This window comes from Bacteroides ovatus (assembly GCF_001314995.1).
GTDB classification, from domain to species: Bacteria; Bacteroidota; Bacteroidia; order Bacteroidales; family Bacteroidaceae; genus Bacteroides; species Bacteroides ovatus.
In genome coordinates this window covers 3945149-3958671 of record NZ_CP012938.1, presented here as the reverse complement: position 1 = coordinate 3958671, position 13523 = coordinate 3945149, and the positions used below count along the sequence as shown (strand labels likewise).

The following is a 13523-nucleotide window of genomic DNA, read 5'->3' as shown; positions in this document are numbered from 1 at the left end:
ACTTACGGGTATCAGCTTTAACCCGCTGTTCCGTCAGCGGTAGCCTACCGACCGATGCACCTTAATGTTGTATTAAGCGGTCGGGACGAAGTACACTTTCGCAAGACAAGACAGAACCGTGAGGGGAAGTCAAGTACGGTTAGTATCATACCGTAGAGTGGCGAGGCTGGATAGTATGGTTAGCGCAAGCGAACTGTTAGTAAACTTCGTAATGTCACGAAAGAGTGTAAGATACTGGCACACTCTACCCAAAAGGGAAGCGGTCGGTTAATCCTCTCCATGGTAGGATTACACGGATATAAGCACCGCCGGAGGATGAGACAGAACCTAACCTATTCGTTAGTTATCTATGTGGAACATGGTAAGCCTGTATATCTCCTGTCATGTAAAAATGACAGGTAAGCTGACAGCAATGAAGGCCGAATGGTGTGCAGGTATAAGATAACAGAAAAAGCGAACGCCGTTCTGTAATGGAGCGGATACGGATTGAACCGACATCACGGGCTGATGTGGGCGACATCATCCGACACGAAAGTGGGCAGACTTCTGTGACGACATTAGGTAGGCAATCAAACCGAATGTTGTCAAATGGTGATTCTTTACAATTAACTTTTAGAACTTTCAAAAGGAGGAAAGCAAATGAACGAAAACAAGACATCGTGTGCGCCTGCTGACAATCAGCAAACACTTTGGGACAGAATAGACTGGACTAAAGCGGAGTTGGCTGTCAGAAAGCTACAAGCACGAATTGTAAAGGCTCAGAAGGAAGGCAGATACAACAAGGTGAAAGCCTTGCAGTGGACGCTGACCCACTCTTTTTACGCAAAAGCCTTAGCCGTAAAGAGAATTACTTCTAACGGAGGTGGCAACACCCCCGGAGTGGACATGGAAACATGGGAGAAACCCGAAGCAAAAACACAAGCGATAAGCGAACTCAAACGCAGAGGCTACCAGCCGAAGCCATTGAGAAGAGTCCACATCAAAAAGAGTAATGGCAAACTGCGACCGTTGGGAATACCGACAATGAAAGACAGAGCCATGCAAGCACTCTACCTTATGGCATTAGAACCAGTGTCGGAAACAACAGCCGACTCACGTTCATACGGTTTCCGCAAGGAACGCCGCTGTATGGACGCGGTAATGCAATGCCATAACATTCTCCGAAAAGGCTATTCTCCCGAATGGATTTTGGAGGGTGACATCAAAGGGTGCTTCGACCATATCAGCCACGAATGGCTGCTTGCCAACATCCCTATGGACAAGGCAATACTCCGAAAATGGCTGAAATGCGGCTATGTCTTCAACAAACAGATGTTCCCGACAGAGGAGGGAACGCCACAAGGTGGCATTATCTCTCCCACGCTTGCCAATATGACATTGGACGGATTGCAGAAAGTCCTTGCAGAGAAATATAAGCGAGTTAGAATCAAAGGCAAGTTATATTCGCCAATGGTGAATCTTGTCCGCTATGCTGATGACTTTATAATTACCTGCGAGAACCGTGAAACACTTGAAAAGGAAATCAAACCATTGGTAGCCGACTTTATGTCTGAAAGAGGTCTGACCCTATCGGAAGAAAAGACGGTGATAACCAACATTCGTGACGGTTTCGATTTTCTCGGGTTCAATATCCGCAAATACGGCAATGAAATATTGACCAAGCCGACCAAGAAAGCCGAAAAACGTTTTATGGAAAATATCCGTAAGGTGACAAAAGGCCATAAAGGTTGTAAGCAGGAGTCGTTAATCAGGATGTTGAACGCTAAAATCCGAGGATGGGGAGCATATTATCAGCATGGGGCGACACGTGATTCATTTCACAGAATCGACCATCAGATATTTCTCGCCTTGTGGCAGTGGGCTAAACGCCGTCACTCCAAGAAGGGGAAACGGTGGATAAAAGACCGCTATTGGCACAATATCCGAGGGAACAGTTGGACTTTCGCCGCTAAGTTCAAGAAATCAAACGGCAAAGAAGACCAACTCACCTTGTTGAAACTGGCATCTTCGTTTCCTTTTCTGCAATATACGCAGATAAAGGGGGACATGAATCCGTTTGACGCAGACTGCCGCCTGTACTTCAATAAAAGAATGAAGTCAAAGATGCTTGTGACGCTGAAAGGACGTAAATCCCTGCTTTACCTATGGGAAAAGCAAGGTCGGAAATGTCCGATATGTGGTGAACCGATTGACACGCATAAGGCATGGAATGTAATGCCGACCGTACAAGACGGACGGAAATGCAATCTGTTGGTTCATGATGAATGTTTCAAATTATCCCGTAAAAACAATGGAAACAAGAAGTAGGATGAGCCGGTCTCTGCACACGAACAGAGACTTTGAAAAGCTTGAGCCGTATGAGGGGAAACCCTCACGTACGGTTCTGAGGGGGGAAGAGGGCAGTAATGCCCTTGACCTACCCGATAATACAGAAAGAAGCATATGCTCCCTATATTAAGCGAATTAAAAGATGAACTGTTGCAAATACAGACGAAAAAGACAACCCTGCCCAAAAGTAATTTGAGCAAGGCGGTCAATTATACCCTGAATGAATATCCGGCATTGTGCAATTATGTGCTCAAACCGGACTACAAGCTGGATAACGAGATAGAAAGGTTAAACAGGTATATCAGTTTAAGTAGAAAGAACTCGCTATTCTGCGGAAGTCATCAAGGGGCAAAGAGAGCGGCGCTGATATATTCATTGGCGTGCTCATGCAGACTTAACGGGATAAACACATTCGACTACTTCAAAGACATACTTAACAGATTTATTGGGATTAAACCAAACACTGACAAAAAGGTGCTAAGGGAACTGTTACCGGACAAATGGAGAAAGTAACGGCAACGCGGAGACGCTTACAGCTTAACTGCGTTAAATCAGGATTTTCCGTATTGTTCTTTGTATTTTTTAGGAGATATCCCGTATATACTTTTGAAGAAATCGCTGAAATGGCTGTAACTGCCGAATCCGACTTGTATTGCGATTTCGGTGGCAGTCAGTTGTGAGTTGCGTAATAATTCGGAAGCACATTCCAAACGTATATTTCTTATCATTTCCGCTGGTGATAAGGTAGTGATTGCTTTGACTTTCCTATATAAATTGGCCCGGCTTATAGCTAGTTCTTTACAAAGTTGGTCAATGTTGAAATCTGGATTAGAGATGTTTTCTTTGACAATGGCAATGTATTTATCAACAAAAGCTTTATCTATAGATTCTACTTCTATGCCGGCACTCTTCAATGATAATTGCTTGCCGTAAATCTTTTTCATCTTCTCTTGTCGGTTCAGAATATTTTTGATACGTATTTTCAGTGTAGACACTTTGAAGGGTTTGACGATGTAATCGTCTGCTCCGGCCTGGAAGCCTTCTTCTATATACAGATTCATGGCTTTTGCCGTGAGTAGGATGATGGGGAGATGAGACAGGTTATGGTCTGTTTTTATTCGTTTGCATAATTCGATACCATCTATTTCGGGCATCATGACATCGCTCACCACTAATGAGATATTCTGTTGTTGTAACATGCCCAATGCTTCCTTTCCGTTGGTGGCAGTGAGTATATTGAAAGATTTTCCAAGTTCTTTTTTCAGATAGTTCAGTATCTCAGGATTGTCGTCTACCAGCAAGATAGTTTTTTCGAGCAGATTTACCTTTAGCGGGAATTGTCCGATGTCTTCCTTTCTCACGTCTTCTTCATCAATGATAGTGGGCGAGATGGTGTATTGGGGATTGAATACCCAGGGAAGTTCTATATGGATGCAAGTCCCGTGCGGAGGATTGTTTTGAATTTGTATGGTTCCTTTGTGATGTTCTATAATTGTCCGGGTGATACTCAGTCCTACTCCACTGCCGCTGATATTTCCATGCAAGTCTTTACGTGATAGGGCAAAGGGACGGAAAATCTTCTCAACGTCTTCGGGCGAGATACCGATACCGGTATCTTTTATCTCAATCAGGATACTTTTGGATTCGACAGTTTTTTCTGTGGTGACGGACAGGTGTACCTCTCCGCCTTCAGGAGTAAATTTGAAAGCATTGGAAAGCAAATTGAAAAGTACCTTCTCCATGGCTTCTCTGTCAAAAGTAGCCATGATGGGAGTATTTGGCAAGTTTAACAAAAATTTTAGATGACGTTGTCCGGCAATTCCTTGAAAAGTATAATAAACTTCTTTGGTGAAATCGTTGAAATCAAAATTAGAAAGGTTTAGCTTATCCGTTCCGGATTCTATTTTCCGCAAATCCATCAGGTCGTTGACCAATGCCAGCAACCGTTGTGCATTTCTGCGGATAAGTTTCAATGCTTCTTGCACGCCTGCTATGTGTATAATTTTATCCTGTATTTCGTCCAGAGGATTTAATATTAAAGATAAAGGAGTACGAAATTCGTGTGCCACTTGGGTGAAAAACAATTGCAGCTCATGATTCAGTTCTTCCGCTTTTTGTTGTTCAATCTGTTTCAGATGCAATTCATGCTCTAGTCTTTGTTTTCTCTGCCGGTATATTACGTATCTGTGTATCAACAAGTATATAATGACTGCGTACATAAGAAATGCCCACCAGCGTATCCAAAAAGGAGGGAGAACGATGATTTCTATCTCTTTTTCTCCGCAGAACATATTGTCGTTGTTGAAGGCTTTGATATGAAACCGGTAATGTCCCGGGCGCAAGTTACTGTAATATACCGTTTTCCGGTTGTTGGCATCAATCCACTCTTCATCTACACCATCCATTTTGTAAAAAAAGGTATTGTTGTCCGGATAGATGAAATTGGAACAGGTATAACTGATAGCGATATTAGTCTGATTGTAATTAAGGCTCAGTGTCCGAGTCTCATTAAAATTCTGTTTCAATACGGATTCGGGTGCCAAAGGGTGTTGAACACGGTTGTTTACCAATAAATCAGTGAAGATGATTGGAGAACGTGATGTATTTAGTGGAAAATTTTCGGTATCCAGCATTGCAATTCCCCGGTTGCCCGAAAACCACAGTTGCCGATTGATATCCATCCAGCAAGAATAGGCACTGAAGTCCTTCAGGTTAAGTCCGTTATGGCTGTCAAATGAACGGATGAGGCGCGTATTGGTATCATACAAAAGAATGCTTTTGTTGGTCATCAGCCATAGCTGGTTTTCTTTTCCTTCTGCTACGTGATACAAATCTTCCAGATAATTGTTTCCCGAATGGAATAAATGCTCCTTTATTTGAAAGTCCGTATCCAATAGGAACAACCCTTGATTTTCTGTTGTCACCCATATCTGGTTGTCTTTCGTTTTGCAGAAAGAAGTTATGCTGATGTTGGTATCTTCCGGAAGTTTAAAGAAACGATTATCAAGATGTTGCCATTGGTTGGTTGACGTATGGTATATATAGATACCTTTCGTTTTGGAACCGAACAGTATGATTTCGTTTGGAAGTTCTTCTATGACACATACGTCTTCTATGGGAATAAGACTGCTAGTTGACTGTTTGACATATTTTCCGTCGGCATTTTTTGCTAACTGTATAATTTCTTGTTTGGTGCCAATCCAGATATGTTGTTTGGAGTCTTTAAAAATAGCAAGGATATTACTGTCACCTAGACGTGTGTAGAATGAGAACTTTTTCTTTTTTATGGAGAAAATAAAAATCTCTCCCTTTTGATTGCCGCACCAGATAGAATCTCCGTCAATAAACAGAGATTTGAGGATATTGGCATAATAGGTTGATTTCTCTTTGCCGTGTACTAGATAATTTTCCTGATAACCGGTTTGCTGGTTGTAAGAGAACAATCCTCCGCCTTCTGTAGCTACCCATATATTGTTTTCTTGGTCCTTGCGTATCATCCCCATGCGTCCTAAAAACAGATTGGGATGGATCGTTTTGAAACGTTGATTGTAAGGATGACAAAAATTCACGCCTCCTGCATTAGTACCTACCCACAAAATGTTCTGCTTGTCTTTGTAGAGACTATAAATCGAGAAATGGTTTAAAGTGCCCTCTTCCTCTGTTTGTGGAGAAAGAACGTGAGAAGGATTCAAGGTTTCTTTATCCAATCTGAAAAGACCGTTAAAAGTTGCGATAAGCATATAATCTTTATCCATTTCAATCATGTCGCGTACGTCAGGATTGATAAATGATGTATTCGATAAGCTATATTTGGTGATACTCTTTGTTTGAGGGGTATACCGTTCGATACTTTGGTTTTTTATGCCATACCAAAGTCTGTTTTCCGAGTCTATACACAAAGGAAAAACCAATCCTTTGTTTGCCGGACCTTTTTGTTTTAGTGCAGACTGGATTCGTGATGTGATATTCCAGTTGCTGTCGCATCTTAGCACCTCATATTGTCGGGTACCAATGTAATATCCTCCTTGTTTATCTTTTATTAGAGAGAATAGGGAGTAGTTTTCAGGGGCAGTGAACAACCGTTTGTAAGACCGTGACGGTTTTATGTATTGCCATACTTCCTGATCGCAGAGGATGAGCAGTTGTTGATTATAGTCAGTGCAGATATCGATAACTGATTTTCCGATAGAGTCGTGCGCCCATCCATGTCGGACATTTCGGGTAATGTAATTGATTTCGTCCGTTCCTTTTTCGTGTTGTACCCAGATATTATTGTCGCGGTCTTGAAGAATCTTTTTAATGCCATTTCCTCTAATACTGTTGGCGGTGGATGAATCTCTTTTTTTATAGAGCCTGAAATTATGACCGTCATAGCAGTTCAGTCCTTTTTGTGTTCCTAGCCACAAAATTCCGTCCTTACTTTGGAAAATAGCTGATACATGATTGTTGGAAAGCCCGTCTTCCATAGTCAGATGTTGAAAGAAGAAAGGCTTGTCATGTGTTGTTGCTGTCATAGAATGAAAGCAGGAAAACAAAGTTATAATGAATGTAAACCACAAACGATACATGCTGCAAATATATTATTTTTTTCTTTTGTTTCTTTTCTATGAGACAGAAAAGAATGTTTTTGAGATATATAATTCTGTATCTGTGAAGAAGCATTTCTACTTTTACGGCAGAATTTAAAAATACAAATGTGATGAAAGTACAGCTATTGTTTGAAAAACACTTGAATAGGGGAAGAAAGAAGAAGTCTTTTTTTCTGTTGGGGTTGTTATTTCTTTTAGGAAAGACGGTGGTGGCTCAAGACACTTTTTATGGTTATTTAAAGAAGGATACATTGATTATGGGGAATAATCGGATTGAACGTACTTTTCTTTGGAATAATGGAAATCTGATAACTCATACACTGACTGATAAAACAAATCGGTATTCCTGGAGGAATACTTCACGTACTCCTGATTTTCAATTAAATAAAGAACTTGTGGAGGCGGAGAAAGCTTCTGTAGATATAGTACGGGTGGCGCAAACAACTATTCACCCGGCATATTTGCAGATAGAAGTAAAGTTTGCTTTACGGCAGTTGCAAGTTAAACGTGTTTATAAAGTATATAATGATTGTCCGGCTATCGCCTGCAACACCTATTTAAAAGGGAATGTGTCCATTCTGGGGAAAAGTGAGGAGTTGAATAATGCCGATCGAAAGAATATTGAGTTCCTTGAAGATATGCAAATTAACCAAACTGCATCTACGCTTGATAAATTGAATTTCAAAGGGCAACACTGGAATGTCGATTGTATTGAATTCTTTGATGCGACAGACTGGAATAATAATTTAGTGGTGGAGAGAAACTTCCTGTCTTATCGTAAAAATCATTATCGGGGAAATCTATTACAAGTTCGTGAAAATATCAGTAAGAACGGTTTCTTTTTTCTAAAAGAGGCTCCTTGCTCAAATGTACAGCTAGCCTATCAAGGATATGATTTTATGGCTGAGTTTGGGAGCTTTACTGTTACGGGCCTAGGGGTTTCAGAGAAAGATATTACTCCGGACAAATGGACTCCTGCTTATGGATGCGTTATCGGGGTTTATGGTCCGGAAGCGGTTGACAAGTTGGTGGCGTTACGTACTTATCAGAAACAAATACGCCGGCTGCTTCCTCAACGGGATGAAATGATAATGATGAATACATGGGGAGACCGCAGTCAAGATTCGAAAGTAAACGAGGCATTTTGCTTGCGGGAATTAGAGCGGGCGGTTCAACTGGGAATTACTCATTTTCAGATTGACGATGGCTGGCAAACCGGGAAGAGTCCTAATTCGGCAGTAGCGAAAGGCTCTTTTAAGGATATATGGAGTAATCCGGATTATTGGACACCGGATAAAAGCAAGTATCCTCGCGGATTGTCTCCTATCATAAAAAGAGGCAAAGAACTGGGCATTGACATAGCATTGTGGTTTAATCCCAGCATACAAGATAATTTTGCAGATTGGAAAAAGGATGCGGAAGCTATTATCAGATTATATAAAGAATATGGCATCTGTATATTTAAGATTGATGGACTGTCTATCCCGACTAAAGAAGCGGAAATGAATTTGCATAGGTTGTTTGACTACGTTTTGGCTGAAACCGACAATCAAGTGGTTTTTAATTTGGATGCGACGGCCGGTCGCCGTGGGGGATACCATACATTTAATCGGTATGGAAATATATTCTTGGAAAATCGGTATACAGATTGGCAGAATTATTATCCTTATTGGACTTTACGTAACTTGTGGCAGCTTTCCAAATATGTACCTGCTGAAAAGCTACAAATTGAATTTTTAAATAAATGGCGTAATGAGAAGAAGTATGCCAATGATCCTTTCGGGCCGGCTAATTATTCATTTGAATATCTTTTTGCCATTACTATGGCAGGGCAGCCATTGGCTTGGATGGAGGGAACTAATCTGCCGCAAGAGGCTTTGCTGTTGCGTGAACAGGTAGAAAAATATCGTGGTTTTCAACATGATTTTCATCAGGGAATCATTTTGCCGGTAGGTGATATGCCCGACGGCAGGTCATGGACAGGTTTCCAATCTATACGGGAGCACCAAGGATACTTTATTTTTTTTCGAGAGTATCATCCTTTGCAATCTTATCATGTAAAAACTTGGTTGGCTCCGGGAACGGAAATAGAATGTGTACCTCTGTTGGGACACGGTAAAGCGATAAAGACAATAGTGGATGAAAAAGGAACAATTGAGGTTTTTTTACCTTCAATGAATGATTATGTGGTGTATAAATACGTGATAGTTCAATCGCAAAGCCTGGTTGAGATAAAATAGAAAGTGTTTGAGACTTTAGAATGAGTGCATAACCTCATGAAATACTATGTTTGCATGGTCAATCAGAAGAAATGATGAATAATGAAGAGGTGCATGAATTAATATAATAGAAAAATATATGAAGTATACGGTTTTAATATCCTTACTCTTTTGGGTGTTCGATGGCATAAAGGCCCAGTCGGTTCGTGAAGTAGATATATGTATATATGGTGGTACATCCGCGGGTGTCATTGCGGCATATACGGCTAAGAATATGGGGAAGAGTGTCATTCTTATCGAACCTCGCCGTAATCTGGGTGGGATGACTTCCGGAGGATTGGGATATACGGATATCGGCAATAAATATGTGGTAAAAGGATTGGCCCTGGATTTTTATCGTAAACTGGGAACGCACTATGGTAAGCTTGAGCAGTGGATTTTTGAACCTAAAGTAGCAGAATCTATTTTTGTCGATTATATAAATAAGGCAGAGATAGAAACTTGGTATGAATATCGTATCGTATCTTCTACAGTGGCTGAAAGGAAGATAAATGAAATAATGCTGGAGAATACATATAATCCGCAGCCGGCAACAAACAGGAGTGTTCGGGCTAAAGTGTTTATAGACTGTTCATATGAGGGAGATTTGATGGCACGGGCGGGTGTGTCATATATGACCGGACGTGAGTCTAATGCTACTTATGGTGAGACTCTAAACGGAGTTCAAATACATAAAGGTCATCAATTTAACCGAAAAGTTGATCCTTATAAGATTAAGGGTGATCCGACAAGCGGTTTGTTGTGGGGAATACATCATACTGTTCCTCAACCTACGGGCAGCGGTGATAAGAAGATACAAGCTTATAATTTCAGGATTACTTTGACCAACAATCCGAGAAATAGAATACCCATTACCCGGCCGGAAAACTATGATTCGAAGAAATATGAATTATTGGTTCGCTTGAAAGAAGTGGAGCCTTGGAAAGGGTTACAAGATGTTTTTATCTGGAGTTTGATGCCCGGCGATAAGACTGATATCAATAATAAAGGTGCTTTTTCTACGGATATGATTGGTGCTAATTGGGAATATCCGGAAGCCTCTTATGAAAAAAGAGACAGTATTTGGCAAGAACATGTGGATTATACGAAGGGATTGCTTTATTTTGTCGGGCATGATAGAAGGATTCCAAAGGAGATCAGGCGCGAAATGAGGAAATGGGGTTATCCGAAAGATGAATTTGTAGGCAATGGGTATTGGTCACATCAGTTGTATGTTCGTGAGGCGCGCAGAATGCTTGGAGAAGTGGTGATGACTCAGCAGCATTGTGTCGGAAAGAAGACATGTGACGATGGCATTGGTTGGGCTGCTTATACTATGGATTCGCATAATTGTGACAGACACGTTATCAATGGCTTTGTAAAGAATGAGGGAAATGTCGAAGTCGGTGGTTTCAAACCTTATCCGATTTCCTATCGCTGCATAGTTCCCCGTCGGGAAGAAGTCAGGAATCTTCTGGTACCGGTTTGTCTTTCCGCTTCTCATATAGCTTATGGCTCTATTCGTATGGAACCGGTTTTTATGGTACTGGCACAGTCATCGGCAGTAGCGGCCAGTCTCGCCATAGATAACAAATGTGATGTGCAAGAAGTTTGTGTGTCTGACATTAAACGGTTGCTGGACGAAAATCCTTATTCCGACGGCCGACCGGGAGATATACTGGTGGATGATGACCAGGCAGCGTATGTTCAGATGACCGGAGACTGGAAAACGAAACAGAAACCCGGATATGGACTTACATTCCGTACGCATGAGTCGGATGGCAGGAATATAGCCAAAGTGAGATATCAGCTTCCGATAAAGAAGGAAGGATTGTATAAAGTCTATATTTATTCTCCCAAGATGAAGCAGGCGGATACGTATACTGTCAGGATTGGAAATGGTAGGGGTACACGGCACATTATAGTGACTCCTAACGCTTTGAAGATAGAAGGCCAAACCACCGGAGAATGGTATTTGCTGGATGAATGTCATTTTGAACCTTCTGAGCAAGGGTATGTAGAGATCTCCAGTGAGAATGCCATAGGAACTGTGCCGGCCGATGCGGTATTGTTAGTTCCCCAATTTGAATAAGAAATATTATCAACTATGAAAACGAAAACACTATTAATCTTATGGATTGCTTTTTTATCTTTTGAAAGAGGTAATTCTCAGAGCTTGTTTATGGAGGCTTCTCCTGAAATAGAAGAAAAGGTAGAAAAGTTGCTACAGCAAATGACACTAGCTGAGAAGATCGGTCAGCTCAATCAGAGTAATGCGAATGGAGTGGCAACGGGGCCGCAGAAAGCACAGGATGACTTTTACAAGCAATTGGAAGCCGGGCGTATAGGGTCGATATTGAATATAGCGGGTGTAGAAGAAATCAGAAAGTACCAGGAAATAGCGGTAACAAGATCTCGTTTGAAGATTCCCTTGCTGTTCGGGTATGACGTGATTCATGGATATAAAACGATATTTCCGATACCTCTGGCCGAATCATGTAGCTGGGATTTGGAATTAATGGAAAAGTCTGCAAGAATTGCAGCTAAAGAGGCTGCTGCAGCAGGACTACACTGGACTTTTGCACCAATGATTGATGTTTCCAGAGATCCTCGTTGGGGACGTGTATTGGAAGGAGCAGGAGAGGATACTTGGCTGACTTCCCGGGTGGCGGAAGCTAAGGTTCGTGGATATCAGTGGAATTTGGGTAGCAATGAGTCGGTGCTGGCATGTGCCAAACATTTTGCGGCTTATGGATTGCCGCAGGCGGGAAAAGATTATGGGACGGTAGATATTAGTGAACGCACGTTGGAAGAGATTTATCTGCCTCCGTTCAAAGCGGCGGTAGAGGCAGGGGTAGCAACTTTTATGCCGGCATTTAATGATATTGCAGGTGTACCATGCACTGCGAATAAATGGTTATTGACAGAGGTCTTGCGGAATCGTTGGAAGTTTAAAGGGGTTGTAGTGAGCGATTGGGGAGCTATATGGCAGTTGGTGCCACATGGAATGGCTCACGGTTCCAAGCAAGCCGTAGAACTATCAATCAATGCAGGAGTAGATATGGATATGGCAGACGGGGAATATAACAGGCACGCTTTAGCTCTAATCAATGAAGGGAAAGTGACTGTTGGGCAAATTGATGAAATGGTACGCAGGATTCTTCGCATGAAATTCAAGTTGGGTTTATTTGATGACCCTTTCCGTTTTTGTGATGTGAAGCGGGAAAAAAGGGTTATTAGAAATTGTGACTTTATAGCTGAGGCACGTAAGGCGGCGCAAAAATCTATTGTACTGTTGAAGAATGAGAATCATCTTCTGCCTCTGGCTAAAGATATAAAAAGTATCGCTGTGGTCGGACCATTGGCTGATAATAAGCAGTATCTGAGAGATTACTGGGCTGGGAAAGGAGAAGTAAATGATTATGTAACCTTGTTGGAAGGATTGAAAAACAACTTGCCTTCGCATATAAAAATCAATTATGCAAAAGGATGTGACGTTACCGGAACAGACTGTTCTTTCTTTTCCGAAGCAGTAGAAGCAGCTAACCAATCGGAACTGGTCATTGCAGCTATCGGGGAGAGGGCCTCTATGAGCGGAGAAGACGCAAGTCGGGCGGATATATCTATCCCAGGGGTACAAGAAGAATTGGTACAAGCTCTGTTGGATACGGGAAAGCCTGTAGTGGTAGTTCTGATGAATGGACGTCCATTGACAATTTCAAAGTTGACAGAGCAGGTTCCCGCTATAGTAGAAGGCTGGTTCTTAGGTACGGAAACCGGAAATGCAATTGCGGATGTGCTCTTGGGTAAATATAATCCCTCCGGCAAACTCACGATGAGTTTCCCTCGTAATGTGGGGCAAATTCCCGTTTTCTATAATTACAGGCAGTCCGGTCGTCCGGGAACCGATAAACTGACAAAGTGGACGAATCGTTTTATTGATTCTCCTGTATCTCCATTGTATCCTTTCGGATATGGGTTAAGTTATACTACTTTCTCCTATTCTGCTCCTCGGGTTAGCCAAAAAGAGTTCTCGACCAATGAGATACTCAAAGTGAGTGTCGATGTAACTAATACCGGTCAATATGACGGAGAGGAAACGATTCAACTTTATATTCGTGATGTCATTGCAAGTGTGACTCGCCCGGTGAAAGAGTTGAAAGGATTTAAGAAAATATTCTTAAGAAAGGGAGAGACCCGTACTGTTGGATTCGAATTGCGTGCGGAGGATTTGTCTTTTCTTAGTCAGGATATGGAGCCTGTTATTGAATCCGGAGAATTTATTCTTATGACAGGACCTAATTCGAAAGATGTACAATCAGTAAAAGTAAAATTTGTAAAACCCTAA

5 protein-coding genes and 1 pseudogene are annotated in these 13523 nt (G+C 41.7%); 5 read left to right on the top strand and 1 reads right to left on the bottom strand.

Annotated features, from left to right (window positions below; translation table 11 throughout):
- The first annotated feature begins 639 nt into the window (after positions 1-639).
- The gene (gene ltrA / locus Bovatus_RS15370; RefSeq protein WP_004298575.1) at positions 640-2307 is read left to right on the top strand and encodes a group II intron reverse transcriptase/maturase; all 1668 of its coding nucleotides are present in this window, start codon (positions 640-642) and stop codon (positions 2305-2307) included.
- A gap of 120 nt (positions 2308-2427) precedes the next feature.
- Positions 2428-2841 (top strand): annotated as a pseudogene (locus Bovatus_RS15365) (IS66 family transposase); the annotation flags it as partial.
- A gap of 38 nt (positions 2842-2879) precedes the next feature.
- Here Bovatus_RS15365 and Bovatus_RS15360 read toward each other — a convergent pair.
- Positions 2880-6842 carry a hybrid sensor histidine kinase/response regulator transcription factor gene (locus Bovatus_RS15360; RefSeq protein ID WP_004298573.1) on the bottom strand — a complete coding sequence of 1321 codons (3963 nt, stop codon included), beginning with the start codon at positions 6840-6842 and terminating at the stop codon, positions 2880-2882.
- Between the two features lie 185 nt (positions 6843-7027).
- Between Bovatus_RS15360 and Bovatus_RS15355 the strand changes: the two genes are divergently transcribed.
- The 3 genes from Bovatus_RS15355 (at position 7028) to Bovatus_RS15345 (ending at position 13523) form a co-directional block, all read left to right on the top strand.
- Positions 7028-9157, top strand: a complete 2130-nt coding sequence (locus Bovatus_RS15355; protein ID WP_004298571.1) for an alpha-galactosidase — start codon at positions 7028-7030, stop codon at positions 9155-9157.
- Positions 9158-9275: 118 nt separating this feature from the next.
- Positions 9276-11267 (top strand): FAD-dependent oxidoreductase, encoded by a 1992-nt coding sequence (locus Bovatus_RS15350; RefSeq protein ID WP_004298570.1) that lies wholly within the window; start codon positions 9276-9278, stop codon positions 11265-11267.
- Positions 11268-11282: 15 nt separating this feature from the next.
- A complete protein-coding gene (locus tag Bovatus_RS15345) occupies positions 11283-13523 on the top strand; it encodes a glycoside hydrolase family 3 N-terminal domain-containing protein (protein ID WP_004298569.1) in 2241 nt (746 codons plus the stop codon).

What these genes read in the sequence shown, in the direction of transcription:
- Bovatus_RS15345 (WP_004298569.1), top strand. Translation starts at nt 11,283, where the DNA reads ATGAAAACGAAAACACTATTAATCTTATGGATTGCTTTTTTATCTTTT.
- Bovatus_RS15355 (WP_004298571.1), top strand. Translation starts at nt 7,028, where the DNA reads ATGAAAGTACAGCTATTGTTTGAAAAACACTTGAATAGGGGAAGAAAG.
- ltrA (WP_004298575.1), top strand. Translation starts at nt 640, where the DNA reads ATGAACGAAAACAAGACATCGTGTGCGCCTGCTGACAATCAGCAAACA.
- Bovatus_RS15350 (WP_004298570.1), top strand. Translation starts at nt 9,276, where the DNA reads ATGAAGTATACGGTTTTAATATCCTTACTCTTTTGGGTGTTCGATGGC.
- Bovatus_RS15360 (WP_004298573.1), bottom strand. Translation starts at nt 6,842, where the DNA reads ATGACAGCAACAACACATGACAAGCCTTTCTTCTTTCAACATCTGACT.